Annotated in this window: 25 protein-coding genes; 5 read left to right on the top strand and 20 right to left on the bottom strand. The window is 67.9% G+C overall.

Features of this window, described 5'->3' with window-relative positions:
- From pspM to pgsA, 4 genes are all read right to left on the bottom strand, one after another.
- Nucleotides 1–481 (bottom strand): phage shock envelope stress response protein PspM (pspM, locus tag A8G18_RS19355; RefSeq protein ID WP_425337710.1); only part of this gene is annotated, 481 nt, incomplete at its 3' end.
- 26 nt (nt 482–507) lie between these two features.
- The gene (locus A8G18_RS19350; RefSeq protein WP_026003485.1) at nt 508–1314 is read right to left on the bottom strand and encodes a PspA/IM30 family protein; all 807 of its coding nucleotides are present in this window, start codon (nt 1312–1314) and stop codon (nt 508–510) included.
- A 204-nt stretch (nt 1315–1518) separates the two neighbouring features.
- Nucleotides 1519–1896 carry a helix-turn-helix domain-containing protein gene (locus A8G18_RS19345; protein WP_026003380.1) on the bottom strand — a complete coding sequence of 126 codons (378 nt, stop codon included), beginning with the start codon at nt 1894–1896 and terminating at the stop codon, nt 1519–1521.
- A 246-nt stretch (nt 1897–2142) separates the two neighbouring features.
- Entirely contained in the window at nt 2143–2871 is a 729-nt protein-coding gene (gene pgsA / locus A8G18_RS19340; protein WP_064065149.1) for a CDP-diacylglycerol--glycerol-3-phosphate 3-phosphatidyltransferase, read from the bottom strand.
- Between the two features lie 43 nt (nt 2872–2914).
- Here pgsA and A8G18_RS19335 point away from each other — a divergent pair, with 43 nt between their 5' ends.
- Nucleotides 2915–3442 (top strand): amino-acid N-acetyltransferase, encoded by a 528-nt coding sequence (locus A8G18_RS19335; RefSeq protein WP_172506037.1) that lies wholly within the window; start codon nt 2915–2917, stop codon nt 3440–3442.
- Nucleotides 3443–3466: 24 nt separating this feature from the next.
- Nucleotides 3467–3751 (top strand): YciI family protein, encoded by a 285-nt coding sequence (locus A8G18_RS19330; protein ID WP_064065148.1) that lies wholly within the window; start codon nt 3467–3469, stop codon nt 3749–3751.
- Here A8G18_RS19330 and A8G18_RS19325 read toward each other — a convergent pair.
- From A8G18_RS19325 to thyX, 6 genes are all read right to left on the bottom strand, one after another.
- Nucleotides 3741–4730 carry a TerC family protein gene (locus A8G18_RS19325; RefSeq protein WP_016934532.1) on the bottom strand — a complete coding sequence of 330 codons (990 nt, stop codon included), beginning with the start codon at nt 4728–4730 and terminating at the stop codon, nt 3741–3743. The two genes, A8G18_RS19330 and A8G18_RS19325, sit on opposite strands and share 11 nt — an antisense overlap.
- Nucleotides 4731–4893: 163 nt before the next feature.
- The gene (locus tag A8G18_RS19320) at nt 4894–7677 is read right to left on the bottom strand and encodes a DNA translocase FtsK (RefSeq protein WP_172506036.1); all 2784 of its coding nucleotides are present in this window, start codon (nt 7675–7677) and stop codon (nt 4894–4896) included.
- Between the two features lie 92 nt (nt 7678–7769).
- Complete coding sequence (locus A8G18_RS19315; protein WP_064065147.1) at nt 7770–8396, bottom strand: TIGR03085 family metal-binding protein; 627 nt, start codon at nt 8394–8396, stop codon at nt 7770–7772.
- Nucleotides 8397–8473: 77 nt separating this feature from the next.
- Nucleotides 8474–10279: a ribonuclease J gene (locus A8G18_RS19310; protein ID WP_064065146.1), complete on the bottom strand. Its 1806-nt coding sequence runs from the start codon at nt 10277–10279 to the stop codon at nt 8474–8476.
- A complete protein-coding gene (gene dapA / locus A8G18_RS19305) occupies nt 10279–11184 on the bottom strand; it encodes a 4-hydroxy-tetrahydrodipicolinate synthase (protein WP_064065145.1) in 906 nt (301 codons plus the stop codon). The genes A8G18_RS19310 and dapA overlap by 1 nt, the downstream gene beginning before the upstream one ends.
- 106 nt (nt 11185–11290) lie before the next feature.
- Entirely contained in the window at nt 11291–12046 is a 756-nt protein-coding gene (gene thyX, locus A8G18_RS19300; protein WP_064065154.1) for an FAD-dependent thymidylate synthase, read from the bottom strand.
- Between the two features lie 142 nt (nt 12047–12188).
- Here thyX and A8G18_RS19295 point away from each other — a divergent pair, with 142 nt between their 5' ends.
- Nucleotides 12189–12770, top strand: a complete 582-nt coding sequence (locus tag A8G18_RS19295) for a hypothetical protein (RefSeq protein WP_064065144.1) — start codon at nt 12189–12191, stop codon at nt 12768–12770.
- A 58-nt stretch (nt 12771–12828) separates the two neighbouring features.
- Nucleotides 12829–13269: an SRPBCC family protein gene (locus A8G18_RS19290; RefSeq protein WP_064065143.1), complete on the top strand. Its 441-nt coding sequence runs from the start codon at nt 12829–12831 to the stop codon at nt 13267–13269.
- A 40-nt stretch (nt 13270–13309) separates the two neighbouring features.
- Here A8G18_RS19290 and A8G18_RS19285 read toward each other — a convergent pair whose 3' ends face one another.
- From A8G18_RS19285 to A8G18_RS19270, 4 genes are all read right to left on the bottom strand, one after another.
- Nucleotides 13310–13759, bottom strand: coding sequence for a flavodoxin family protein (locus tag A8G18_RS19285; protein WP_026003178.1), 450 nt, complete (start codon nt 13757–13759; stop codon nt 13310–13312).
- A 145-nt stretch (nt 13760–13904) separates the two neighbouring features.
- On the bottom strand, nt 13905–14384 hold the full coding sequence (locus A8G18_RS19280) for a hypothetical protein (protein WP_064065141.1): 480 nt from the start codon (nt 14382–14384) through the stop codon (nt 13905–13907).
- Nucleotides 14381–15136 (bottom strand): 4-hydroxy-tetrahydrodipicolinate reductase, encoded by a 756-nt coding sequence (gene dapB / locus A8G18_RS19275; RefSeq protein WP_172506095.1) that lies wholly within the window; start codon nt 15134–15136, stop codon nt 14381–14383. The genes A8G18_RS19280 and dapB overlap by 4 nt, the downstream gene beginning before the upstream one ends.
- 105 nt (nt 15137–15241) lie before the next feature.
- Nucleotides 15242–15847, bottom strand: a complete 606-nt coding sequence (locus A8G18_RS19270; protein ID WP_064065139.1) for a TetR/AcrR family transcriptional regulator — start codon at nt 15845–15847, stop codon at nt 15242–15244.
- 23 nt (nt 15848–15870) lie between these two features.
- Here A8G18_RS19270 and zapE point away from each other — a divergent pair, with 23 nt between their 5' ends.
- Entirely contained in the window at nt 15871–16935 is a 1065-nt protein-coding gene (gene zapE, locus A8G18_RS19265; protein ID WP_342435218.1) for a cell division protein ZapE, read from the top strand.
- On the opposite strand, the gene A8G18_RS19260 is transcribed toward zapE, so the two are convergent.
- From A8G18_RS19260 to A8G18_RS19235, 6 genes are all read right to left on the bottom strand, one after another.
- On the bottom strand, nt 16884–18221 hold the full coding sequence (locus A8G18_RS19260; RefSeq protein WP_064065137.1) for a M16 family metallopeptidase: 1338 nt from the start codon (nt 18219–18221) through the stop codon (nt 16884–16886). The two genes, zapE and A8G18_RS19260, sit on opposite strands and share 52 nt — an antisense overlap.
- Nucleotides 18222–18306: 85 nt before the next feature.
- Entirely contained in the window at nt 18307–19038 is a 732-nt protein-coding gene (gene narI / locus A8G18_RS19255; RefSeq protein ID WP_064065136.1) for a respiratory nitrate reductase subunit gamma, read from the bottom strand.
- A complete protein-coding gene (narJ, locus tag A8G18_RS19250; protein ID WP_064065135.1) occupies nt 19035–19718 on the bottom strand; it encodes a nitrate reductase molybdenum cofactor assembly chaperone in 684 nt (227 codons plus the stop codon). The genes narI and narJ overlap by 4 nt, the downstream gene beginning before the upstream one ends.
- Nucleotides 19715–21385, bottom strand: coding sequence for a nitrate reductase subunit beta (narH, locus tag A8G18_RS19245; RefSeq protein ID WP_064065134.1), 1671 nt, complete (start codon nt 21383–21385; stop codon nt 19715–19717). The genes narJ and narH overlap by 4 nt, the downstream gene beginning before the upstream one ends.
- A gap of 52 nt (nt 21386–21437) precedes the next feature.
- Nucleotides 21438–25133, bottom strand: coding sequence for a nitrate reductase subunit alpha (locus tag A8G18_RS19240; protein ID WP_064065133.1), 3696 nt, complete (start codon nt 25131–25133; stop codon nt 21438–21440).
- The gene (locus A8G18_RS19235; RefSeq protein WP_064065132.1) at nt 25130–26389 is read right to left on the bottom strand and encodes a nitrate/nitrite transporter; all 1260 of its coding nucleotides are present in this window, start codon (nt 26387–26389) and stop codon (nt 25130–25132) included. The genes A8G18_RS19240 and A8G18_RS19235 overlap by 4 nt, the downstream gene beginning before the upstream one ends.
- Nucleotides 26390–26410: the final 21 nt, after the last annotated feature.

The raw sequence follows: 26410 nt of genomic DNA, 5'->3' as shown, positions 1-26410 counted from the left end.
CGATCTCGGCGAGGTCGTCGGAGGCCACGGAGTTCGATCTCACGAGCACACCGAGCAGGCGCCTGAGGCTCTCCTCGTTCGCCGCGAGTCGTTCCATCGGTGCGCGGGCAACCGAATCGGCTGGCGGGAGCGGCCGCCGGCGGGGCGGCGGTGGGGGCAGCGGTACCGCGTCGAGACGACGGAACGTCCGGACGGCGAGGACGGCGGGTATCGCGAAGGCAGCGGTCGCTCCCCCGGTCGCGACGAGCGTCCATTCGGGAGCCGATGCGACGGCGAGGGTGGCGGTGCCGATCGCCGTGGTGCCCGAGGTGGCTCCGAAGAAACCGGCACGCCGACGGGCACGCCGCTTCTTGCGCCGCAGCCGGGCCGCGGGATCGCGCCAGCGGCGCGCGGCGTCCATCGCGTTGTCGGTGGCGTCGCGGAATGCGGCGACGACCGAGCCGGGGATGTTCCCGGCCCGGTCGTCTCCGGAGGCGTTCACGGCGGATCAGTTCCAGGGGGTACGAATCACCGGCCGGTGGTGCCGGCGGCGTTCGGGGGTTCCTTGCGGGTGTCGACGGCAGGGTTCGCGGGGGCACCGGGGAGTGCCTCGCCCTTCATCGACGCCCGGATCTGCTCGAGGCGGCTGTGACCGGCCATCTGGACGGTGGCCTGCTGCACTTCGAGCATCCGGCCCTGCACCGAATTCTGGGCGAGCTCGGCCGAACCGAGGGCGTTGGCGTAGCGGCGCTCGATCTTCTCCCGGACGGCGTCGAGGCTCGGGGTGGTCCCCGGAGCCGAGAGGGTCGAATCCATCGACCGCAGCGACTCGCTCACGCGCTCCTGCATCTTGGCCTGCTCGAGTTGGCTGAGCAGTTTCGTCCGCTCGGCGACCTTCTGCTGCAGCGCCATGGCGTTCTGCTCGACGGCTTTCTTGGCCTGCGCGGCGGCCTGGAGCGACTGGTCGTGCAGCACCTTGAGGTCTTCGACGGACTGCTCAGCGGTGACGAGCTGCGCGGCGAACGCCTCGGCCGCATTCGTGTACTGGATCGCCTTCTCGGTGTCGCCCGCCGCCGTGGCCTGGTCGGCCATCATGACGGCCTGGCGTGCGCTGGCGTTGAGCTTCTCGACCTCGTCCAACTGCCGATTGAGCTTCATCTCGAGCTGACGCTGGTTACCGATGACGGAAGCCGCCTGCTGCGAGAGGGCCTGATGCTGGCGCTGAGCGTCCTCGATCGCCTGCTGAATCTGGACCTTCGGATCGGCCTTCTCATCGATCTTCGAGTTGAAGAGCGCCATGAGGTACTTCCAGCCCTTGACGAAAGGATTAGCCATGGGTGTGATCCTGCCTCCATCTGGTACGCCGCGCCGAACGCGACCCGGTACGCGGCCCTCGCGTCCCGGTTCGAAGATCGTCGGTCCGCTGCTACCCCCGACGACCCACCTGCCCTACCCTGGCCGGGTTCGTGCACGCACCACGACCCGGTCGATGTCGCTCATGCCCGCGTCCGGCGAGGCCGGCACGGTTCGTGATCCATGTTAGGCGGCTGCCAGCGCCTGCGCGGCGGGTGCAGGAATCACCATCCGTGGCTCCTGCGCGAGCAAGCCGGGCTCGGGGCCGTCGGGCCGATCGGCGGAGATCGTCTCGGATGCGGTGCTCTCCATGCCCGCGCGACGGTCGAGTCCGTCCGCCAGCAGACCACTCACGTCGAACAGCACGTCGGAGAGCGGGACATCCAATGCGTCGCAGATGGCCGCGAGCAGTTCGCTCGAGGCCTCCTTCCTGCCGCGCTCGATCTCCGAGAGGTAACCGAGGCTGACCCGGGCGCTGCTGGAGACTTCGCGCAGGGTGCGGCTCTGCGAAACACGGGTGCGCCGAAGGCTGTCACCGAGTGCCTCACGCAACAACAGCGCCATCCCATCCTCCTTCGTCCGTCGTGCCGACACCTCGACAACGCGCGACGACGCTGCGAGGTTCCCGCGGATCGATCGGACCTCGATACTGCGGTGTCCAGACATTACAACGCCCACGGCCGTCGCAGACGAGCGAGTGGTCCCGACACCGCGGTGTCGACCGCCCGAGCCGGATACCGCACCGGTCGTCGCACGAGTTCGTCCACCTGTACGCCGGCCCGAGTGGCGACCACGAGGGGTCGCCCGGATTCACCGGGCGTCCTCACCCACCGCGCGGCCGCCGTCCGGAGTGTCCTCCGCAGGGGTGTTCCCGACATCGACGGTCTCCACACGTGTGGTCTCGCTCCGGCGTACTCCGGTGCGCAGACGGATGGCCTGGACGACGTAGTCGAGACCGGTCACCACCGTCAGCGCGACCGCCAGGATCATCAGGCCGATCGCCACCGGTTCCACCGAGTCGGGCAGGGGCAGCAGGTACAGGCCGATGGCGAGCGTCTGCACCAGGGTCTTGGCCTTACCGCCGCGACTCGCCGGGATCACGGCGTGGCGGAGCACCGCGAAACGCAGCGCGGTGATCCCCAGCTCCCGGGCGGCGATGATTCCGGTGACCCACCACGACAGGTCGCCGAGCATCGACAGTCCGACGAGCGCCGCGCCGATGAGGGCCTTGTCGGCGATGGGGTCGGCGAGTTTACCGAAATCGGTGACGAGACCGTGTTTCCGCGCGAGTTGACCGTCGATCCGGTCGGTGATGGCGGCGATCGCGAAGACTCCGGTCGCCGCGAGCCTCCACGCGGTGTCGTGCCCGTCGCCGACGAAGAGCAGCACCAGGAAGACCGGCACCAATGCGATCCGGCCCACCGTCAGGATGTTGGCGATGTTCCACAACGGCACCGGATCGTGCGGGCTCCCGGCGTGTGGTCCCGGTGCGGCGCCGCTCCCGCCCGACGCGGTGACATGCTGGCGGGGCGTGCTCATGTGCCCCACAATATCGGTAGCCGCACGCGCTACTGTTCACCGCATGACGACTCCGCCGACGAACCACGACTCGAACGATCGAATGGTCGTGCGGCGCGCCCGAACCTCCGACGTGCCCGAGATCAAGCGGCTCATCGACATCTACGCGGGCAAGATCCTGCTCGAGAAGAATCTGGTGACCTTGTACGAGGCCGTCCAGGAGTTCTGGGTGGCCGAACTCGGGGGGCAGGTCGTCGGGTGCGGTGCCCTGCACGTGCTGTGGTCGGATCTCGGGGAGGTACGCACCGTCGCCGTCGACCCGTCCGTCAAGGGCCACGGCGCGGGTCACCTGATCGTCGCGCGTCTCGTCGAGGTCGCCCGCGAGCTCGAGCTGGAACGACTGTTCGTGCTCACCTTCGAGGTGGAATTCTTTGCGCGGCACGGTTTCGCGGAGATCCAGGGGACTCCGGTGACGGCCGAGGTCTACGCGGAGATGTGCCGGTCGTACGATACGGGCGTCGCGGAGTTCCTGGACCTGAGCTATGTGAAACCGAACACGCTCGGGAACACCCGGATGCTCCTCACCCTCTGATCGAGATCACGAAAGCGAGGCCCGATGGCCCTGTTCGCCGTCGAGTACACCTATTCGGATGCGACCGCCGCGGCGCGCGACGAACATCGTCCCGAGCACCGCGCGTGGCTCGGTGATCTCGTGGAGCAGGGCGTCGTGCGTGCGACCGGTCCGTGGGCGGACGGGTCGGGTGCGCTCATCCTCGTCGACGTGGCCGACGAGGCCGCGGCGCGCGAACTGATGGCCCAGGACCCGTTCTCGCAGCGCGACCTCGTCGATGCCGTGCGCATCACCGGATGGAACCCGGTGATGGGCGTGTTCAACGCTTGACGGGTTCCTTCGCCCCTCGCGTCTTCAGCAGGCTCGCCACGGTCGTCACGACCAGCACCCCGACGATCACGATCAGCGATACCGAAGTGGAGATCTCCGGGACGGCGACGTGCTCGCCGCCGTTGATCCAGCCGAGCGTGTTCTCGTGCAGGGCATGGAGCACCAGCTTCACGCCGATGAACGCCAGGATGATCGACAGTCCGTAGGACAGGTAGACGAGCCGCTCGAGCAGGCCACCGATGAGGAAGAACAGCTGGCGCAGACCCATCAGCGCGAAGGCGTTCGCGGTGAAGACCAGATAGGGCTCGTCGGTCAGGCCGTAGATCGCGGGGATCGAGTCGAGCGCGAAAAGGATGTCGGTGAACCCGATCGCGACGAGCGCGAGAAGCATCGGGGTGACCATCTTCCTGCCGTCGATACGGGTGACGAGCTTGTCGCCGTCGTACTCGTCGTGCACCGGCAGGAACTTGCGGGCCAGCTTCACCATGCGGTTCTCCGAGATACCCTGCGGGTCCTCGCCGTGATCGCGGATGAGCTTGACGGCCGTGTAGATCAGGAAGATACCGAAGAGGTAGAACACCCAGCTGTAGGCGTTGATCGCCGCGGCACCGACCGCGATGAAGGCACCGCGCATGACCAGCGCCAGGACGATACCGATCGTCAGGACCTTCTGCTGGTATTCACGGGGCACCGCGAAGGTGGCCATGATGATGACGAAGACGAACAGATTGTCGACCGACAGCGCCTTCTCGGTGATGTATCCGGCGAAGTACTCGCCGCCGTAGGTCGGTCCCCACGCCGCGAAGACGATGAGACCGAAGACGATCGCGATGGCGATGAACACCGCCGACCAGAATCCGGATTCCCGCAGTGTCGGAGCATGCGGTTTGCGAACGTGAGCGAAGAAGTCGAAGACGAACAGTCCGATGATGACGGCGATCGTGATCAACCAGGTCGTCAGAGTTACGTGCACGGGCATCACAGCCTTCCGGTAGGTTGTCGTACCTGCCGGAGGTCTCTCCCGCCCGGATCGTTACCGGACCGACGGCCCCGGGACGGCATCGGCGCCGCACGTGTTGACGAGACCGCCGCGGATAAGGGGATACTCCCCTCCACAGCTCCCTCGATTGTGCCACATGCGCCTATTCCGCGCCCGAGGGCGCCTCCGCAGCCTCGCCGCCACCGCGGATCGAGTACAGCAGACCGTCGAGTTCCTCCGGCTTGACCAGCACCTCTCGCGCCTTGCTGCCCTCACTGGGTCCGACGACCCCGCGGGTCTCCATCAGATCCATCAGGCGGCCGGCCTTCGCGAATCCGACGCGCAACTTGCGCTGCAGCATCGACGTGGAGCCGAACTGGCTCGTCACCACCAACTCGACGGCCTGGAGGAAGACATCGAGGTCGTCGCCGATGTCGGGATCGACGTCCTTCTTGTCGCCGGCCTTCGGGGCGGTCACGCCTTCGTTGTACTCGGGCTCCGCCTGGTTCTTCGCGAAGTCGACGACGGCCGCGATCTCTTCGTCGGTGATGAAGGCACCCTGCATGCGCACGGGCTTGCCCGCACCCATCGGCAGGAAAAGCCCGTCGCCCATACCGATGAGCTTCTCGGCGCCGGGCTGGTCGAGGATGACTCGCGAGTCGGTGAGCGAACTCGTCGCGAACGCGAGTCGCGACGGCACGTTCGTCTTGATCAGGCCCGTGACGACGTCCACCGAGGGCCTCTGCGTCGCCAACACGAGGTGGATGCCGGCGGCACGGGCCTTCTGGGTGATGCGGACGATCGCATCCTCCACGTCGCGGGGAGCCGTCATCATCAGGTCGGCGAGCTCGTCGACGATGGCGAGAATGTAGGGATACGGCCGGTACACGCGTTCGCTCCCGAGCGGCGCGGTGATCTCCCCCGACTTCACCTTGGTATTGAAGTCGTCGATGTGCCGCACGCGGTTGGCCTGCATGTCCTGGTAGCGCTGCTCCATCTCCTCGACGAGCCAGGCGAGCGCTGCGGCCGCCTTCTTCGGCTGGGTGATGATCGGCGTGATCAGGTGCGGGATGCCCTCGTAGGGGGTCAGTTCGACCATCTTCGGGTCGATGAGGATCATCCGCACCTCGTCGGGGGTCGCGCGGATGAGCAGTGACACGAGCATCGAGTTGACGAAGCTGGACTTACCGGAACCGGTGGAACCGGCGACCAGCAGATGCGGCATCTTGGCGAGGTTGGCGGAGACGAAGTCGCCCTCGATGTCCTTGCCGAGACCGATGACGAGGGGATGGTGGTCGCGGCGGGTCGAGGGGGCCGCGAGCACGTCCGACAGGCGCACGAGCTCACGGTCGGTGTTGGGGACCTCGATACCGACGGCGGACTTGCCCGGGATCGGCGCGAGCAACCGGACGTTGTCGGTCGCGACCGCGTATGCGATGTTGCGGGCGAGCGCGGTGATCTTCTCGACCTTGACGCCCGGGCCGAGTTCGACCTCGTAGCGGGTGACGGTCGGGCCGCGCGTGAAGCCGGTGACGGCGGCGTCGATCTTGAACTGTTCGAGGACCTCGGTGATCGCCTCGATCATCTGATCGTTCGCAGCCGACCGCGTCTTCGGCGGGTCGCCCTTGGTGAGCAGTTCCAGCGAGGGAAGCGCGTAGTCGCCTTCGATCTCGCGGTCGCGGACGAACGTCTCGGCAGCCTCGGGTTCGGACGTCTGGTCGACGACCTCGGGTACCGGAGCGGGCTTCGGCTTCTTGCGTACGGGAGCCGGGGCCGGCGCCGCGGCCCGATTCTCCGCGACCGAGGGCATCTCCAGCGTGGGAGGGGGCGACGCGGACGTCTCGGGTTCGGGTGCCCGGTCGTCCCACAGCGGCAGGATCTCGGTCTTCGCGTCGCCGTCGAACTCGTCGGGCGGATAGTTGTCCGCCGGGGTACGCCGGCGTCTGGATCTCTTCGGCGCGGGCGCCTCCTCGAGAGGGTAGCCGTCGACATCGAACATCGGTGGCTCGTCGTAGCCGTAGCCGTCGTCGTAACGGTCGTCGTACTCGTCGTACTCGTCGTCGGCGCCGTAGCCGAGACCGAAATAGTCGCGGAACAGTTCGGGCAGCTCACGCACCGTGGTGCCGGTGAGCAGCAGGATTCCGAAGCCGGCCGCGAGGAGCATCAGCGGCACGGACAGCCAGACGGTGAGTCCGGAGGTGAGCGGCCCGCCCACCGCGGCACCCACGAATCCGGCTCCCTCGGCGCGACCCTCCGCGTCGGTGGGTGAGCCGGAGGCGATGTGCCACAGGCCGAGGGCGGGCAGGCCGACGAGCAGCCCGCCGACGACGAGCCGGGGACGGATCTCGGGATGCGGTTCGGTGCGCATGAGGGTCAGCGCGATCCCGACCGCGACGAGCGGAAGGACCGCGCTCGCGCCGCCGGTGACGGCGCGGACGGCCGTCTCGACCCACTCCCCCACCGGGCCGCCGACGCCGAACCACACCGTGCCGGCGATGATCACACCGATCGAGATCAGTCCGAGCGCGATGCCGTCGCGGCGGTGGCCGGATTCGATCTCGGTGGCGCGACCCATCGTGCGGGTCGTGGCCCCGACGGCACGGGCCGTCATCATCCAGCCGGCACCGACGGTGCGGCCGACGGCGGTGAGGATGCCCCCGGAACTGCGCCGGGGCCGGGCAGGTGCGGGTCTGCGACCGGCAGCCGGGGCACGGCGTGCGGTGCCACCGCTGCGGCGGTTCGTGGTCGACGTCGCGGCGCGCGGCTTGCGCGCAGCGGTGGACCTGCCCGAACCGGCCGCCTTCGATTTCGCGGTCGAGGTGCTCTTCGAGGTGGAGGCACCCGTACTGCGGGCGCGGGCCGTGCTGCCGCCCGAGCTCCGCGCTCCCGTCCGCGACCGAGAGGTCGTAGACGACGTTCCGCGGCTACCCGACGACTTTCCTGCCATATCCGCCAGGGTAGCCGCACGGACCTCTCGTGAACCATCGGCAACACGGGTACCGGACGGCGGCACTGGTCACACGTCGTCCGGAACGGTCCTCACAGTCCGCGTTTCGATCCCGCCAGCTCGGTCACCGCCGGCTCGTCGCCCTGGATCTCCAACCGCACCTCGTCGCGGCCGAACGCGTGCAGCACGAGTTCGGACGGCTCGCCGCGCAGCACGACGGTGCGCGGTCCACGCTTGCGCACGGTGACCTTCTCCCCCGAGTCCGACCTCTCGAACACCACGGTGACGTCGCACCCGCCGTAGCTGTTGCGGCCGAGCATCCGCGCGATCCGCCAGAGCTGATCCTGGTCGTCCGTCGACAACGCTCGCGGTTCCCATCCGGGCTGCGCACGGCGCACGTCCTCGTGGTGCACGAACATCTCCGCCGCGTTGGCGACGGCATCGAGCAGGAACATCGGCGACCACTTCGGCGGACCGGAATCGACGTCGGCGAGCAGGTGCGCCCACTGCCGGTCGGTGGTGGAGCGCCGCACCTTCTCCGTGTGCCCCGCCAGGGCGGGGACGACGATGCCGGGCATCGCGTCGACTCGGCGCTCGCGGACGAGCAGGTGCGCGGCGAGATCCCGGACCGTCCAGTCGCCGCAGAGCGTGGGCGCGTCGGGTCCGACCTCGGACATGGTGCGGACGAGGGCATGTCGTTCGCTGCGGGCGAGGCTCATTCCGCCACTCTAGCGATCGCTCCTGCCCTCGCCCATCGCGCGAGCCCGCGTGTTCTCCGGGCCCGCGCCGACCGTGTTCAGGAGACCGGAATCACCGTGGGCACGATCATCGGACGACGGCGATAGGTGTCGGCGACCCAGCGGCCGACGACGCGGCGGATGCCCTGAGCGATGCGGTGGGTCTCCGTGACCCCTTCGGCGGCGAGTTCGTTGAGCGCCTTGTCCACGAGCTGCGCCGCTTCGTTCAGAGCGGCCGGGTCGTCGGAGAAGCCGCGACCCGAGACCTCCGGAGTGCTCACCGCACGGCCGGTGGTGGCATCCACCGCGACGGAGATCGAGATGAAGCCGCCTTCGCCGAGCACGAGACGATCGGAGAGCGTGGACTCCCCCACGTCGCCCACCGACAGACCGTCGACGTAGACGTGACCGACCGGGACCCGCCCGACGATCTGCGCGAGCCCGTCGACCATGTCGACGACCACACCGTCCTCCGCGAGCACGATCCGCTCGCGGGGAACACCCGTGGCCTCGGCGAGGGCGGCGTTCGCCCGCAGGTGGCGCCATTCGCCGTGAACCGGCATCGCGTTGGTCGGGCGCACCGCGTTGTAGAGATAGAGCAGCTCGCCGGCCGAAGCGTGACCGGAGACGTGCACCTTCGCGTTCTGCTGGGTGACGACCTTCGCTCCGCGCTTGGCGAGACCGTTGACGACCGCGAACACGGAGTTCTCGTTGCCGGGGATCAGCGACGACGCGAGCACGACGAGGTCGTCGGCCCGGATGTTGATCTGCCGGTGCTCGCCTCGGGCCATCCGGGACAGCGCCGAGAGCGGTTCGCCCTGCGAACCGGTGGACACCAGCACGATGCGGTCGTCGGGAAGGCTCGCGGCGGTGTCGATGTCGACCTCGAGGCCGTCGGGCACGTTCAGATAGCCCAGATCCTGCGCGATCTGCATGTTGCGGACCATCGACCGGCCGACGAACGCCACGCGCCGGTTGTAACGCTCGGCGACGTCGATGATCTGCTGGATCCGGTGCACGTGGCTCGCGAAGGACGCGACGATCACCCGATTGGTGGCCTTGCCGATGACGGTGTCGAGCACTCCGCCGATCTCGCGCTCGGGTGTCACGAAACCGGGGACCTCGGCGTTCGTCGAGTCGACGAGGAACAGGTCGACACCCTCGTCGCCGAGGCGGGAGAAGCCCGCGAGATCGGTGAGGCGGTTGTCGAGCGGCAGCTGGTCGAGCTTGATGTCGCCGGTGTGCAGCACGACGCCCGCGGCCGTGCGGATCGCGACGGCGATCGCGTCCGGGATGGAGTGGTTGACCGCGAAGTACTCGCACTCGAACGGTCCGTGCGAGGTGGTCTGCCCCTCGACGACCTCGACGAGGTTGGGACGCTGACGGTGTTCGCGGCACTTGGCGGCGACCAGCGCCAGGGTGAACTTCGAACCGACGACCGGGATGTCGGGCCGCAGACGCAGCAGGAACGGCACGGCACCGATGTGGTCCTCGTGGCCGTGGGTGAGGACGATCGCCTCGACGTCGTCCATCCGGTCCTCGATGTACCGGAAGTCGGGCAGGATCAGGTCGACGCCCGGCTGCTGGTCTTCGGGGAAGAGCACACCGCAGTCGACGATCAGGAGCCGTCCCTGGTGCTCGAACACCGTCATGTTGCGGCCGATCTCGCCGATACCGCCGAGCGCGACGACCCGCAGACCGTCGCGAGGGGCCTTGGGGGGCGTACCCAACCGCTCGGTGGGATCGGCGATGCGTGCATCGGGTCGCTGGGGGGTGGCGGAGTTCTGCACCACCCGGCGCGGGGCGCGGGAGGGCGGACCGGCATTGCGGGTGGCGCGGCCGCGGCCACGATCAGGGCGGCTCATCACAGCACCCCCGCAGCCTGGAGATCCGCCGCGAGAGCGTCGATCTGCGCAGTCACCGGAGCGACCTGCGGCAGACGAGGCTCTCCGACATCGATGCCGAGAAGTCGCAAACCCGCCTTCGAGGCACTCACCCCTCCCAGTCGCGCGACGGCCCGGTAGATGGGGACCATCGACAAATTGATACGGCGCGCGAGTTCGAGATCACCGGCCTCGAAGGCGGTGTGCAACTCGCGGAGGCGACCGGGCACGAGATGGCCGATCACGCTGACGAATCCGACGGCACCGACGGACAGCCACGGCAGGTTCAGCGGGTCGTCGCCCGAGTAGAACTTCAGGTCGGTGGTGCCGATCAGTTCGGCACCCGCGTTCAGGTCGCCCTTGGCGTCCTTGACCGCGACGATCCGCGGGTGCTCGGCGAGCAGACGCAGCGTATCGGTCTCGATCGGCACGACGGATCGCGGTGGAATGTCGTAGAGCATGACCGGCAGATCGGTCGCGTCGGCCACCGCGACGAAGTGAGCGTAGAGACCGGCCTGCGGGGGACGCGAATAGTACGGGGTCACCACGAGCAGTCCGTGTGCACCGGCCCGCGCGGCGTCGCGGGCGAGTTCGGCACTGTGGGCGGTGTCGTTGCTGCCGGCGCCGGCGATGATCTTGGCGCGGTCGCCGACGGATGCGAGCACGGCCCGCATCAACTCGATCTTCTCGTTCTCGGTCGTCGTGGGCGATTCGCCGGTCGTACCGGCGAGAACCAGTGCGTCGCAGCCACCGTCGACGAGGTAGTTCGCCAGACGCACGCCCGCATCCACGTCGAGCTTGCCATCGGCAGTGAACGGGGTCACCATCGCTGTGGCGACGGTGCCGAACGGAAGCTCGACAGCAGTTGCGGAATCACCGTTGGTCATGGTCAGAAGGCTACCGCGTGGCAGTGCCGCCTCGACACACGCCCGCCCCTCGAAGACGGATCGGAGATCGGTGACCTGGTCGATCGGAGATCGGTGACCTGGTCGATCAGAGATCGGTCGCGAGCGTGGGGGCAGCGATCTCGCTGCCGTCGGGCAACTTCGTGATCGTGAAGTCCGAGAACGCGTTCGGTGCTGCCTCCGCGAGCTGCCGTACACATTCGACGGCGAGACGCCGGATCTCGACGTCCGCGTGTTCGGTCGCCCGCATGGCCACGAAATGTCGCCACGAGCGGTAGTTGCCGGTGACCACGATCCGGGTCTCGGTGGCGTTGGGGAGCACCGCCCGTGCGGCCTCCCGAACCTGCTTGGCACGCAGCGGCCCGGCAGGGAGATGCGCCAGCTTCTCGTCGAGCGCCGCCAGCAGTGCCACATAGGCCTCCCGGCTGCGTTCCGCGGCGGCGAAGAACAGCTCCTCGAGTTCGGCATCACCCGCGATCGCCGGCGGAACCACCACCGGTACGTCGCCGTCGGCGACGAAACGCTGGGACAGCTGCGAGAACGAGAAATGCCGGTGACGGATCAATTCGTGCGTGCACGAGCGCGAGATGCCGGTGATGTAGAAGGTCGCGGTGGCGTGCTCGAGAACGGACAGATGCCCGACGGTGAGCAGGTGGCGGAGGTATCCGGCGTTCGTCGCCGTGCGGGGGTTGGGTTTCGACCAGCTCTGGTAACAGGCGCGACCGGCGAACTCGATCAATGCTTCGCCGCCCTCGGCGTCGGTCTCCCAGGCGACATCGTCGGGGAGATGGAACTCCGTCGTGGCGATGAGCCGGACCTTCGGATCGGCGGATTCGGGCGCCATCGTCTCCTCCTCGCCTCTGCCGTTGCGCCCTCCGGGACGCACGGTTCCTTCCGTCCGCACAGTAACGCTCCTCGACCTGCACCGATCGATGACGTCACCATGACACCTTGCCTGGCGCCACCGATGACGCCACACTGGCGTCATGGATATCGACAAGTACACGTCCGCCATCACCGACTCCGTGATCGCGGCGGCCGAACTCGGCGACGAACAGACCCGGCGTACCGCCGCGGCCCTGGCGACGGCCATCGCCGCTCCTGTCCGGCTCGCGGTCCTGGCCGCCCTGTCCGACATGGCCAACGAGGTCAGCGACGAACTCGGCGACCGCACGGTCACCGTGCGCCTCGACGGCACCGACGCGGTCCTCGCCGTCCACAGCGAACCCGCTGCCCCGCACGAGGATCCGACGCCGTCCTTCGAGGAGATGACGGGCGACATCAGCCGGGTGACGCTGCGCCTCGTCGAGCAGATCAAGACCAAGGCGGAGGAAGCGGCCCAGCAGAGCGGCCTGTCGCTCAACTCCTGGATGGCACAGGCCGTGCAGGGCGCGCTCCGGGAGCAGATGCGCTACCAACGCCGGGCCGACGAATGGCGCCGCCGGGGCGGCTGGGCCGAGCCCACGCCGCCCGCACCCAGCGAGCAGCAGCCGTCCGAGCGCCACGACACCACCGGACCGGACGACACCGCCGGCCGCGACGACACGGGTCCTCGCGCCGACACGTGAGGCAACTCACCGCGCGATAGAGTGCCGACGCACACACATCGGGCGACGCGGAGGGCGCATGACGGTCAGCAGCACCAGGAGTTTCGACATCGACGCACACCCCGAGGAGGTGATGGCCGCACTCGCCGCGGTCGAACGCCTGCCCGAGTGGTCGTCGACCCACAAGTCCGTCACCGTCGAGTCCACCCACCCCGACGGACGGCCGCACCGCGTGCGGATGACGGTCTCGATCGTCGGCATCACCGACGAGCAGGTCGTCGAGTACTCGTGGAACGGGGACGAGTCGATGGCGTGGACGCTGGTGGAGAGCAGCCAGCAGCGGCAGCAGGACGGCGCCTACACCCTTGCCGCCACGGGATCCGGCACGGCGGTCGACTTCTCGCTGACCATCGACCCGAAGATCCCCGTCCCCGGCTTCCTCGTCCGGCGCGCCGAGAAGATGGCCCTCGAGACCGCCGGAAAGGGACTGAAGTCGTTCACGGAAAAGAATTTCCGCTGATCGCGGGGTGAAGGATGTCCGCTGATCGCGGGCGATCGATTCAGATCTCACCGGCTGCGGTCGCCGCGACGACGGCGCCGAGCTCGTAACACTGTTCGCGCACCTTCGCGTCGACCGGCCCGGTGATCTCGAGGTCGGCGGCGGCCTGCACGAGGCCCAGCCCGGTGGTCAGGCGGCGAACCGACGCCACCGCCCCGGCAATGTCGTTGTTCCCGTGCACCCACAGCCCGTAAGGGCGGCCGGCCACGGCGTCGAGACACGGGTAGTAGACGGTGTCGAAGAAGTGCTTGAGCGCACCCGACATGTAGCCGAAATTGGCAGGGGTGCCGAACAGGAAGCCGTCCGCAGCCAGCACATCGGGGACGGTGGCGCCCAGTGCGGGAACCACCCGGACGGTGACGCCCGCGATCTCCGGATCCCGAGCACCGGCCAGTACCGCTTCCAGGATCTCGCGGGTGGGCGGCGAGGGGGTGTGGTGCACCACCAGCACCGTGCGGGATCCGTTCCCGCGTCCCGTCTCGCCCGGTCCTGCCTGGTCGCCCGCAGCCTCGTCCGTCACATCAGCAGGTTGCTGCACCCGTGCGGGGTTGTCAAAGCCGCTCGCCGCTCAGGGAAGTCGACCGCAGCGTGCGGCTTCAGGAACCGCTGTGGCCGTCCCGTTCGAGCTTCTCGAGCGCGACGGCCCGACGCATGGTCTCGCGCGCACGACTGCGGTCGCCCGCATAGTCGTAGGCGCGCGCGAGCCGGTAGGAGCTGCGCCAATTGTCGGGGTCTGCTTCCCATTCCTGCTTCACGGTCGCGAACAGTTCGTCGGCGGCGTCCCGCTCGATCCGGCCCGACGGCATGCGAGGCAGATCGTCGATGTCGAGTTCGAGCCCCTCGTCGTGGATCCGCTGTGCGAGGTGCTGATGTTGCAGGCCGGCTCGGATGGTCGCGTAGACGATCCAGGCACCGACGACGGGGAGGATGAGGATCCCGATTCCCAGCCCGACTCCCGCGAACTCGCCGGATCGGATCAGCTTCAGGCCCGTGGAGCCGAGCAGAACGAAGTAGAACCCCAGCGCCACCACGATGAACGCGATGGGCACGAGGACTTTCAGCAGGCCGGTTCTCACAGGTCGAGGAGAGGATCGATTCCGACGGTCAGTCCCGGCCGCCGACCGATCTCTCGCACGCCGAGCAGCACGCCGGGTGCGAAGGAGGACCGGTCGATCGAGTCGTGCCGGATGGTGAGGGTCTCGCCCTCGGTGCCGAGCAGCACCTCCTGGTGGGCGACGAGCCCGGCGAGACGCACGGAGTGCACTCGGACACCGTCGACGTCGGCGCCACGTGCGCCCTCGAGTTCGGTGGTGGTGGCGTCCGGACTCGACGCCACCCCCGCCTCGGCGCGTGCCTGTGCGATCAGTCGAGCGGTGCGGAAAGCCGTGCCGGACGGAGCATCGGCCTTGTTCGGATGGTGCAGCTCGATCACCTCGACCGAATCGAAGAACCGGGCCGCGGCCTGGGCGAAGCGCATCGACAGCACGGCACCGATCGCGAAGTTCGGTGCGATGAGCACGCCCACCTCGGGGCGGTCGGCGAGCCAGCTCCGCACGCGATCCAGCCGCTCGTCGTCGAAGCCGGTGGTGCCGACCACGGCGTGGATGCCGTTCTCGACGAGGAAGTGCAGGTTGTCCATGACGACGTCGGGATGGGTGAAGTCGACGACCACCTGGGTCTGCGAGCTCACGAAGGCGTCGAGGCCGTCGCCCTTGTCGACGGTGGCGACGAGCTCGAGATCGGGCGCGGCGTCGACAGCGGCGCAGATCGCCTGACCGACCTTGCCGGCAGCACCGAGTACACCCACCCGAACCGTTGTTGCATCCACTTGCGTCGTCACGCCCTTTCGTTGCCGTCTCCCCGGAAATCCTACGCAATCACCTGCGGATGTCCCGAGCGGGTCGCGTGCCGTCCACCGCTGCACACGGGCGTCCTACTGCCGGGCGCAGAGAGCGTCCAGCCAGAGACCGACCGTCGAACGGATCTCGTCGACCCGCACCGTCGCCGAGCCCGAGGACGCGTGGGCGCGTGTGCCGTGGGTGCGGTCGAACAGCACTCCTTCGAGCAGGGTCACCAGATCCCGCGCCGCCGTGTCGGGGTGGGACGCACCGAGGTCCCGCATGAGTCCGGTCGCGGCGGAGACGGAGAACATGCAGCCCGCCAGCGCCTCGGCCGTGCCGGGTTCGAGCTGCGCGTCGGTCGCGAGCGCGTAGCGGGCGAGCACGTCGGTCCGCCGCGCGGTGAGCAGTCGTTCGAGGTAGTTCGCGATCAGGTCGGCGGGTCCGCGCGACTCGTCGCCGGGCGGCGCGGAGAACAGTGCGGCGAAATCGGCGCGCGACCGTTCGGTGAGACGGGCGATCGCAGCCGCGACGAGGGCGTGGCGGGTGCGGAAGTAGTAGGAGGTCGAGCCCTTCGCCAGGCCGAGATGCATGTCGATGCCCGTGTGCGTCACCGCGTGGTTGCCACCGCGGGCGGCCAGTTCGAGGGCGGCGTCACTGATGGCCGTGCGCCGGGACGGGCGTTCGCGAGAGATCGTCACTCTACGATGATAGAGTCGGGTTCGTGAGGTTGCGACGCCGCAGTGACCCCGTCATCTCGAACCCGGTCTCCCTAACCGTGTTCGACGACGCCGCGCGCAGCCGGGGATTCGTGCTCGACTCCGCGCAATACGACGCCGTCGAGCAGCTGTGCCATCCCGGTTGCCCGAACGTCTATCTGTGGGGGCCGCCCGGGCGCGGCAAGAGCTGGCTCGCCGACGTGTACTTCTCGGCGTTCCCCGGACGGAACAAACTGCGCATGCATTTCCACGAGTTCTTCCGCGACCTGCACATCGAACTCCGGCGGCACCACTTCGATCTCGGAGCCGCCCTCGATCGTCTGACCGGCCACGCCGAACTCGTCTGCTTCGACGAGTTCCACGTCCACGACCCTGCGGACGGCACGTTCGTCGCCCGGTTGCTCCCCGCGCTGCTCGCTCGTCGCACGCGTCTCGTCCTGACATCGAACTATCCGCCCCACGAGCTGCTCCCCAACCCCCTCTTCCACGACACCTTCCTCCCGACGATCGAACTCGTCGAGCGCTCCACGACGGTGGTCGCCCTGGACGGCCCGCGCGATCACCGGCTCGATTCCGACCACGTGCGGGGGTTCGCGTCGGGGATCTGGACGACGGGCACGTCCGACCGGCAGTTACGACTTCTGGGGCTCACCCGGCCCATACCGGCCGAACAACGGGTCCTGCACCCGGCGGGTCGCCCGCTGCGTGCGATGCGGGCCGACGAGGACTGTCTCTGGTTCGATTTCGGCGATCTCTGCGGGCACACCACGGCACCGGCCGACTATCTGGCGCTCGCGGCGGAGCACCTGTTCTGGGTCGTCGACGGGATCCCGGACCTGACGGCCGCGGGTCGGGAGCCTGCCCAGCGGTTCGCCAATCTGGTCGACGTGCTCCACGACCGCGACGTGCGGGTCGTGTTCGTCTCGGAGGTCGCGGTGCCGGAACTCACCATCCCGGCGGGACCCGTCTCGCACGACATCGGACGCCTGCGGAGCCGACTGGCTCAGCTGAGGACGATTCAGGACACGAGGTCGCGGACCGATGCGGGGAGATCGCGAGGCCTACGGTAGGGCCCGGCGACGGCGACCGCGAACGGCCGGTGCAGCAGGTCGGCTGCCACGCTGCGCACCTCCTCGGTCGACACCGACGAAATGCGTTCGAGGGTCTCGGTGATGCTCCAGTGCTGTCCGTAGCTCAGCTCGCTGCGGCCGATCCGGTGCATACGCGCGCCGGTGTCCTCAAGTCCGAGAACGAGACCGCCACGCAGCGATCCCTTGGCGCGAGCACATTCCGCGTCGGTGATGCCGTGCTCGGCCACGTCGGTGAGCACCTCCCGGACCACGGCGGCGACCTCTCCGAGATTGTCGGGCTGGCAGCCCGCGTACACGGAGAAAGCACCGGTGTCGGCGAAGGTGTCGGTTCCGGAGTACACCGAGTAGGCCAGACCCCGCTTCTCGCGCACCTCTTGGAACAGGCGTGAACTCAGACCGCCGCCGACTGCGGCGTTGAGCACCGACAGCGCCCAGCGGCGGCCGTCGTGCCGACCGAACGACCGCACACCGAGCGTGAGATGCGCCTGTTCGTTGTCGCGTTCGACGATGCTCGTCGTCGGAGTGGTCCGCAGTTCGAGTCGTCCGTTCCGGCACGGCGCGGGTGCGGCCGCCTCGTCCAGGTGCCCGGCGAAGGCGCGGCGCACCAGTTCGACCGTGTGCGCGTGGTCGACGTTGCCGGCCACCGCGACCACCATCCGCGGCGGCGTGTAGCGGCGGACGTGGAACGAATGCAGTTGTGTCCGGGTCATGGACTCGATCGACTCGACGGAACCGATGATCGGCCGGCCGATGGGATGGTCGCCGTACAGCGCGGTGAGCAGCGAGTCGCCGAGCAGGTCTTCGGGATCGTCGTCGCGCATCGCGATCTCTTCGAGCACCACCTGACGTTCCACGTCGACGTCCGCACTCAGGCACCGGCCGCGCAGGACGACGTCGGCGACGATGTCGACGGCGATCGGCAGGTCGTCGTCGAGCACGTGTGCGTAGAAGCAGGTGTGTTCCTTGCTGGTGAACGCGTTGAGCTCACCGCCGATCCCGTCCATCGTCTCGGCGATGTCGAGGGCGGAGCGCGTCGGTGTCGCCTTGAACAACAGGTGTTCGAGGAAGTGTGCGGCACCGGCGACCGACGGCTGTTCGTCGCGGGATCCGACACCGACCCACACACCGACCGCCGCGGAGCGCACTCCCGGAACGTGCTCGGTGACGACCCGCACTCCCCCGGGCAGGACCGAGCGCCGGACGCCGGTGTCCGCGACGGGCGCGGGGGTCGAAGCGTCGTTCTTCACGTGGGAACTGGAAGCCATGGGGATCTTCGATGGTCCTGACAGGTGGGAGGGCGCGGAACATTTCACAGTACACCGGAGCCCTCCCTCGGCAGCGGGCGCTCACTCACCACCCACGTCGTTGCGGTTGTGAACCCACGAGTCGGCCGGGGCGCGCCTCCTCCCGGCTGCGGTAGACGATGTACGGCCGGAACAGGTACCCGATCGGCGCGCTGAACGCGTGCACGAGACGCGTGAACGGCCAGATGGCGAACAGAACGAGACCGATCAGGGCGTGCAACCGAAAGCTGAAGGGTGCCTCCACCATCAGATCCCCGCGGGGCTGCAGCACCCAGATCGACCGGAACCACGGCGAGACGGTCTCCCGGTAGTTGTGCTCTTCGCCGACGACACCCGATCCCATCAGGGTGGTCGCGAGACCCGCGACGATCGCGGCGACCAGCACGACGTACATGAACTTGTCGTTCAGCGTCGTGGCGCTGAAGACGGGCCCGCGGGTGCGGCGGCGGTACACGAGCAGGGTGATCCCCACGAGCGTCGAGACGCCGGCGATGGTGCCGAGCAGGATCGCCTGGACGTGGTAGGCATGCTGACTCAACCCCACTGCGGCGGTCCACGACTGAGGAATCACCAGGCCGATGACGTGCCCGACGATCACGACCAGGATCCCGAAATGGAACATCGGGCTCGCGATGCGCAGCAACCGCGCCTCGTACAACTGGGACGAACGCGTGGTCCATCCGAACTTGTCGTATCGGTACCGCCACCAGGTGCCCACCACGACGACGGCCAGTGTCACATAGGGCACGACGTCCCAGAAGATCTCTCCTGCGGTCATGATTGCGAGGTTCCTTTCGGTGGCATCCGGCCGGTCCGGGGTGGCACCGTCAGCGTGAACGGCTGGAGACCGATCGATTCGCGGGGCGGTCCCGCCTGCGCGAGGCGCCGGGCCCGTTCCTCCTCCTGGTCGGTCGCCGGTGGGAGGGTTGCACAGACCGCCGCGACGACCTGCGCGTACGGGGAGCGCGCGTCGCGCAGGGAGGCATGCAGCACGTCCAACGCCGGCCGATAGCGGGTGAGGAGTTCCTCCCCGGAGGCGGGATCGACGTTCGCGGTGAACTCGAGGACCACCGGGAGATGGTCGGGTGACTCGTGCGCAGGAGGCACGACACCCGCGGCACGATAGACACTCGCGAAGGCGTGCATCTCGGCTCCGCGGTTGCGCGTGTCCCCCGATGTCCAGTAGGTCAGGTACATCGTCGACCGCCGCCGCAGGTCGAAGGTCTCGACGTACTGCTGTGCCGTGGAGAGAAGGTCTTTCGCGCCCAGTTCACGAGCGGCCGTACCCAGCATGTCCTTTTCGGGCCCGGTCATGTGCTCGAGAAACTGGTCGACCGTACCGAGCCGTTCGCGGTGCCCCTCGTCGGGATAGGCGAGCAGCAGGGACGCGGACTGACGGACGAGACGGTGGTGCAGGGCGCGATCGGGGGCCGCGCGTCGTGAACGCAGCAGTCTCATCGTCGGTCTCCGTCCCCGTCACGTCCCCCCGGGAACATGCCGGTCGGCACGCCTTTACCGTCCCAGTTGAGCAGGTTCACCCGCGAGGGATTCGCCGCGTTCGCCCCCAGGCCTTCGCTGGTCTGCCGCTGAGCGAGAGCGTGGAAGTTTTCGACCGCCACCGGGACGGGGGCACCACTGGCCTCACCGAACGGTCCGGAGTCGTACATCCCGGGTCCACCCTCGTAGGACAGCGCGCAGTCCGTCGCGGTCTCCTCCAGCCGATGACCTTCGACCGCGTACGCGGTCGGGATGACGTACCGCTCGTCGTACTTGGCGAGCGCGAGGAGCCGGTACATCGCGTAGATCTGCTCTTCGCTCATGCCCACGGATTCGGGGATCTCGGGACGGGTCTCGCGTCCCAGATTGATGTCGCGCATGTACGAGCGCATCGCGGCGAGCCGGCGCAACACGGCCTCGACGACACCGGTGTCTCCGGCCGTGAACAGTTCCGCGAGGTACGCGACAGGGATACGCAGTGCGTCCAGGGCGCCGAAGAGATTGCCGATGTCCTCGCCGTCGTGCCCCTCGCGGCTGACGGCGTCGACGACGGGCGAGAGCGGTGGCACGTACCAGACCATGGGCATCGTCCGATATTCCGGATGCAGAGGCAACGCCACCCGGTAGGTGCTGATGAGGTCGTAGACGGGTGAACGCTGGGCGGCCTCGATCCACTCGTCGGAGATGCCTTCGGCGCGGGCACCGGCGATCACCTCGGGATCCTTCGGATCGAGCAGCACATTGCGCTGCGCTCCGTACAGGTCGGTGTCGTTCTCCACCGAGGCAGCTTCGAGGACGCGATCGACGTCGTAGAGGACGAGACCGATGTACCTGAGCCGGCCCACACACGTCTCCGAACACACCGTCGGCAATCCGACCTCGACCCGCGGATAGCAGAAGGTGCACTTCTCGGCCTTGCCGGTCTTGTGGTTGAAATACACCTTCTTGTACGGACATCCGGACACACACATCCGCCAGCCGCGGCACCGGTCCTGATCGACGAGCACGATCCCGTCCTCCGTCCGCTTGTACATCGCGCCGGAGGGGCACGACGCCACACACGACGGGTTCAGGCAGTGCTCGCAGATCCGCGGCAGGTAGAACATGAAGGTCTGCTCGAACTCGAGTTTCACCTGTTCGCCGACCTTCTTCAGGATCGGGTCGTCGGGCACGATCGTCGGAGAACCACCGAGGTTGTCGTCCCAATTCGCCGACCACTCCACCTTCATGGGCTCGCCGGAGATCAGACTGCGCGGCGTCGCCACCGGGATGTGCTCGCCGAGCGGGGCATCGGTGAGGTTGTCGTAGTCGTAGGTCCACGGTTGGTAGTAGTCGTCGATCGACGGCATCTTCGGATTCGAGAAGATACGGGCGAGTTTCGCGAAGCGTCCGCCGTCGCGGAGACGTACGCGGCCCCTGGAGTCCCGGATCCACCCGCCCCGCCAGCGTTCCTGGTCTTCGTACGTCCGCGGATATCCTTGCCCCGGGCGCGTTTCGACGTTGTTGAACCATACGTACTCGGTGCCCGACCTGTTGGTCCACGCCTGTTTACAGGTCACCGAACAGGTATGGCATCCGATGCACTTGTCGAGGTTCATCACCATCGCCAGCTGTGCCATGACCTTCACGACCGCCTCGCTTCCTGCGCTCCGCCTCGTCCGGCCGCTCGTTCCGTGCGCATCAGTAGACGACCTCCTGCGATCTGCGCCGCACGATCGTCACCTCGTCGCGCTGGTTACCCGTGGGGCCGAGATAGTTGAACGCGTACGCGGTCTGCGCGTATCCCCCGGCCAGGTGGCTGGGCTTGATGAGGATGCGCGTCAGCGAGTTGTGGATACCGCCGCGCGTACCGGTGGTCTCCGTCCGTGGCACGTCGATGACACGATCCTGCGCGTGATAGACGAAGACGACGCCCTCGGGCATGCGGTGCGAGACGATCGCCCGGCACACGATGACACCGTTGCGGTTGACCGACTCCACCCAGTCGTTGTCGTTCACCGAGATCTTCGCGGCGTCGGCCGGTGACATCCACATGGTCGGTCCGCCCCGGGACAGCGACAGCATGAACAGGTTGTCCTGGTACTCCGAGTGGATCGACCACTTCGAGTGCGGTGTCAGATAACGCACCGTGAGACCGATGCCGTCGCCCGTACCGACCCTCGGCTCTCCGAACAGCCGCGACATGTCGAGTGGAGGGCGGTAGACGGGGAGCTGCTCACCGAGTTCCTCCAGCCAGTCGTGGTCGAGGTAGAAGTGCATCCGGCCCGTCAACGTGCGGAAGGGCTCGAGCTCCTCGATGTTCACCGTGAACGGCGAGTACCTGCGCCCTCCCGTCTCACTCCCCGACCATTCGGGGCTCGTGATGACGGGCACGGGACGGGCCTGGGTGTCGGCATAGGTGATTCGCCTTTCCTCGCTTCCCTCCGCCAGGTGCACGAGCCTTCGCCCGGTACGTTTCTCCAATTCGCGGAACCCCTGGACCGCCAATCTCCCGTTGGAGGTGCCGGACAGAGCGAGAATGGTGTCGGCCATACGCTCGGCGGTATCGATCGCCGGACGTCCCTGTCCGGCACCGGAATTCATGACACCGAACCTCTTCGCAAGTTCGGCGACCTCCCGATCCGGCCGGGTGGTCACGCCCTTGGTGTTGAGCCCGAGCGTCTCGACGAGCGGCCCGAGGGTGGCCCACTTCTCCGCGATCGCGCCGTAGTCGCGTTCGACGACCGTCAGCGGCCCCATCGTCCTCCCCGGAACCGGCACCTCGCCCGTCGACCGCCAGTCCCGCTCCGCGCCGGAGGGATACGCCATCGCTCCCGGGGTGTCGTGCTGCAGGGTTCCCATCACGATGTCGGTGCGGGTTCCGAGGTGCGTGCGCGCCAGACTGCTGAACACCTTCGCGATGGCGCCGAAGGCGTCGTAGTCCGAACGGGTCTCCCAGGGCGGGTCGACCGCCGCGGTGAAGGCGTGGATGTAGGGGTGCATGTCGGTGCTCGACAGATCACCCTTCTCGTACCACGTGGCAGCGGGCAGGACGACGTCGGAGAACAACGTCGTCGACGTCATCCGGAAGTCGATCGACATGAGCAGGTCGAGTTTTCCTTCGGGCAGGTCCTCCGGCCGGACCACCTCGCCCGGACGCAGATCCGGTGCCGTGGGATCGGCCTGCACGTTCGAATCGGTACCGAGCAGATGCCGCAGGAAGTACTCGTTGCCCTTGCTGGACGAGCCGAGCAGATTCGACCGCCACACGCTGAGCACCCGGGGCCAGTTGCGCGGGTCGTCCGGGTCGGTCACCGCGAGTTTCAGGTTCCCTTCCGCGAGTTGCTGCGCGACGTATTCCGGGATGTCCCGGCCCGCCGCGCGCGCGTCATCGACGACGTCGTGGGTATTGCGGTCGAACTGGGGATAGAAGGGCGACCAGCCCATCGCCACCGCGGACGCCATGACATCCATCGTGTGCTTGTCGCGAAAACGCCCGCGTCCCAGCGGGCTCGACAGCGCGTCGGCGCGATATCCGTCGTAGCGCCATTGATCGGTGTGCACGTACCAGTAGGAGGTGCCGGCCATCTGCCGGGGCGGCCGGCTCCAGTCGGTCCCCATCGCCATCGCGGCCCATCCCGTGACCGGACGGCATTTCTCCTGGCCGACGTAGTGCGCCCACCCTCCTCCGTTGCGGCCCATGCAGCCGGTGAGCATGAGCAGCGCGAGCACTGCGCGATAGGTCGCGTCACCGTGGAACCACTGGCAGATGCCCGCGCCCATGATGATCATCGAACGCCCGCCCGATTCCTCGGCGTTGCGTGCGAACTCCTTCGCGATTCGGATCGCTTGGGCCGCAGAGACTCCGGTGATCGCTTCCTGCCATGCCGGGGTGTACGGGGAGGTCGCGTCGTCGTACCCGCTCGGCCACTGCCCGGGTAGAGCGAGTCCCGGACGGGTCACTCCGTACTGCGCGAGCATCAGATCGAAGACGGTGCAGACGAGATGGTCCCCGACCCGACGGACCGGTACGCCCCGTTCGATGCTCTCACCGTGGCCGTCGACGGTGTCGAAACTCGGCAGGTACACCGTGGCGGTCTCCCCCGCTCCCCCACCGGCGGGCGCGACCGTCAGTGTCGGGACGAGGTCGCCGAGTTCGAGATTCCACTTGCCGACACCGTCGTCGCCGTAGCGGAAGCCGAGCGAGCCCGGTGGCACGACGACCGTGTCGGTCGCCCCATCGAGGAGGACCGGTTTGAAGGCCGCGTTCTCGACGCTGTGCCCCAGGTCGGCAGCGGTGAGGTTCTTGCCCGGCACGAGCTTCCCGTCGCGTTCCTCGAGCCGCACGAGGAACGGCAGGTCGGTGTACCGGCGGACGTAGTCGACGAAGAACGGAACCCGCTGCTGCACATAGAATTCGTTCAGCAGCACATGTCCCATCGCCATCGCCAGGGCCCCATCGGTACCTGCCGCGCACGGCATCCACTCGTCGGCGAACTTGGTGTTGTCGGCGTAATCGGGGCTCACCGAGACGACCTTGGTACCCCGGTAGCGGACCTCCGTCATCCAGTGCGCGTCCGGCGTGCGGGTGACCGGCACGTTCGAGCCCCACATCATCAGGTAGGAGGCATCCCACCAGTCCCCCGATTCCGGCACGTCGGTCTGGTCGCCGAAGACCTGCGGCGACGCCACCGGCAGGTCTGCGTACCAGTCGTAGAACGAGGTCATCACGCCGCCGAGCAGTTCGATGAACCGCGAACCGGCAGCGAACGAGACCATCGACATGGCGGGGATCGGAGAGAAGCCGGCCACCCGGTCGGGACCGTACTCCTCGATGGTGTGGACGTGGGCCGCGGCGATCATCTCGGTGGCCTCGGCCCACGTGATCCTCACCAGCCCACCCTTACCGCGGGCACGCTGATAGCGCCGGCGGCGCTCGGGATCGCTCTGGATGTCGGCCCACGCGAGAACCGGATCGCCGAGCCGCTGTCTGGCCTCCCGGTACATCTCGACGAGCAGGCCCCGCGCGTACGGATACCGCACACGCGTCGGCGAGTAGGTGTACCAGGAGAATGCCGCGCCGCGCGGGCATCCCCGCGGTTCGTACTCCGGCCGGTCGGGACCCACTGTGGGATAATCGGTTTCCTGGGTCTCCCAGGTGATGATGCCGTCCTTGACGTAGATCTTCCACGAGCACGAGCCGGTGCAGTTCACCCCGTGGGTGGACCGGACGACCTTGTCGTGACTCCAGCGGTCCCGGTAGAAGATGTCGCCTTCGCGACCACCCCGCCGGGTGACGGTGCGTGTATCGGCGGACTGCTCGCCGGACGTGAAGAACCGTCCGCTGCGCACGAGCAGTTCCTCGATCCGGTTCCCGACTCCGGCGGTGTCCGTCACGGCTTCTCCTCACGTACCTCACGGTCGTCGCGGATCACGGAGCCTGCGGCCCGCGGGGGTGGTTCGTGGGCATGCAGGCGGAACGCGGTGTAGAGCAGGCACACCAGTGCGGTCGCGGCGAGCAGGAGCAGACCGACCGTGTAGTTGTTGTCCTCGGCGTTGTAGGTGGCGCCCATCACCAGAGGCGGGAAGTAGCCGCCCAGTCCTCCCGCCGCGGCCACGATGCCGGTGACGCTCCCCACCGCATGTGCGGGTGCCCGCCGGGCCACCCAGGCGAAGACGCCGCCGGTTCCGATGCCGAGGAAGATCGCCAGCGTGATGAAGGTGGCGGCCGACCACAGATCCGCCGGGGGCTTGAAGGTCGCGATCACGGCCATCACCGCGGTGCCGGCGAACGAGGTGAGCACGACGTATTTCGGGGGCACCCGATCCGACAGTGCTCCACCTACGGGCCGTGCGAGGACCGCGGCGACCGCGAAACCGGCGGTGCGTGTTCCGGCGTCGACGGTGGAGAAGTCGTAGATCGTCTTGATGTAGGTGGGCAGGTAGGTGCCGAACGCCACGAACCCGCCGAATACGACGGCGTAGAGGAACGACATCTCCCAGGTGACAGGGAGTTTCGCCGCGACGGCCAATTTCGGCAGGACCGGATCGGTGGTGGGGGTGAAACAGGGTGCGTTGCGCATCACGAGGATGCACACCACCGCCGTCACCGCGAGGGCCCCCGCGACGATCAGATGCGTGGGCACCAGCCCGAACCAGTTCACGAAGCGAGGGGTGAAGAAGGCGGACAGGGCGGTGCCGACCATGCCGGCGCCGAACACGCCGGTCGCGAAGCCCCGGCGGGCGGGTTCGTACCAGTTGTTGGCGAACGGGATACCGACGGCGAAGATGGTGCCCGCGATGCCGAGGAAGAACCCGCAGACGAGCAGGAGCGGAAACGATCCCGCTTCAGCGACGAACCCGACCGCGACGACGGGCACGATCGACAGCAGGGAGATGGCGATGAACATCGCCCGCCCGCCGTACCGGTCCGTCATCGCTCCCACCGCGATGCGGCCGAGGGAGCCGACGAGGATCGGCGTAGCCACCAGCATCGACGCTTCCGTGCTGCTGAGCGACATGTCGGTGGCGTAGGTCGTCGACAACGGCCCGATCATGTTCCAGGCCCAGAAGTTGATTGCGGACACCCAGGTCGCCAACGCCAGATTCGCGCCCTGCGCTCGTCCGAGACCTTCGGGAGTGGCGGTGCTCACACCTTCAGGAAACCATTCCTG

The sequence above is a fragment of the Rhodococcus gordoniae genome (assembly GCF_001646655.1).
GTDB lineage: Bacteria > Actinomycetota > Actinomycetes > Mycobacteriales > Mycobacteriaceae > Rhodococcus > Rhodococcus gordoniae.
This window is presented reverse-complemented; position numbering and strand designations above follow the sequence as displayed.

Bases quoted from the DNA above. Each gene is read 5' to 3' on its own strand.
- A8G18_RS19350 (WP_026003485.1), bottom strand. From the start codon at position 1,314: ATGGCTAATCCTTTCGTCAAGGGCTGGAAGTACCTCATGGCGCTCTTC.
- A8G18_RS19345 (WP_026003380.1), bottom strand. From the start codon at position 1,896: ATGGCGCTGTTGTTGCGTGAGGCACTCGGTGACAGCCTTCGGCGCACC.
- pgsA (WP_064065149.1), bottom strand. From the start codon at position 2,871: ATGAGCACGCCCCGCCAGCATGTCACCGCGTCGGGCGGGAGCGGCGCC.
- A8G18_RS19335 (WP_172506037.1), top strand. From the start codon at position 2,915: ATGACGACTCCGCCGACGAACCACGACTCGAACGATCGAATGGTCGTG.
- A8G18_RS19330 (WP_064065148.1), top strand. From the start codon at position 3,467: ATGGCCCTGTTCGCCGTCGAGTACACCTATTCGGATGCGACCGCCGCG.
- A8G18_RS19325 (WP_016934532.1), bottom strand. From the start codon at position 4,730: ATGCCCGTGCACGTAACTCTGACGACCTGGTTGATCACGATCGCCGTC.
- A8G18_RS19320 (WP_172506036.1), bottom strand. From the start codon at position 7,677: ATGGCAGGAAAGTCGTCGGGTAGCCGCGGAACGTCGTCTACGACCTCT.
- A8G18_RS19315 (WP_064065147.1), bottom strand. From the start codon at position 8,396: ATGAGCCTCGCCCGCAGCGAACGACATGCCCTCGTCCGCACCATGTCC.
- A8G18_RS19310 (WP_064065146.1), bottom strand. From the start codon at position 10,279: ATGAGCCGCCCTGATCGTGGCCGCGGCCGCGCCACCCGCAATGCCGGT.
- dapA (WP_064065145.1), bottom strand. From the start codon at position 11,184: ATGACCAACGGTGATTCCGCAACTGCTGTCGAGCTTCCGTTCGGCACC.
- thyX (WP_064065154.1), bottom strand. From the start codon at position 12,046: ATGGCGCCCGAATCCGCCGATCCGAAGGTCCGGCTCATCGCCACGACG.
- A8G18_RS19295 (WP_064065144.1), top strand. From the start codon at position 12,189: ATGGATATCGACAAGTACACGTCCGCCATCACCGACTCCGTGATCGCG.
- A8G18_RS19290 (WP_064065143.1), top strand. From the start codon at position 12,829: ATGACGGTCAGCAGCACCAGGAGTTTCGACATCGACGCACACCCCGAG.
- A8G18_RS19260 (WP_064065137.1), bottom strand. From the start codon at position 18,221: ATGGCTTCCAGTTCCCACGTGAAGAACGACGCTTCGACCCCCGCGCCC.
- narI (WP_064065136.1), bottom strand. From the start codon at position 19,038: ATGACCGCAGGAGAGATCTTCTGGGACGTCGTGCCCTATGTGACACTG.
- narJ (WP_064065135.1), bottom strand. From the start codon at position 19,718: ATGAGACTGCTGCGTTCACGACGCGCGGCCCCCGATCGCGCCCTGCAC.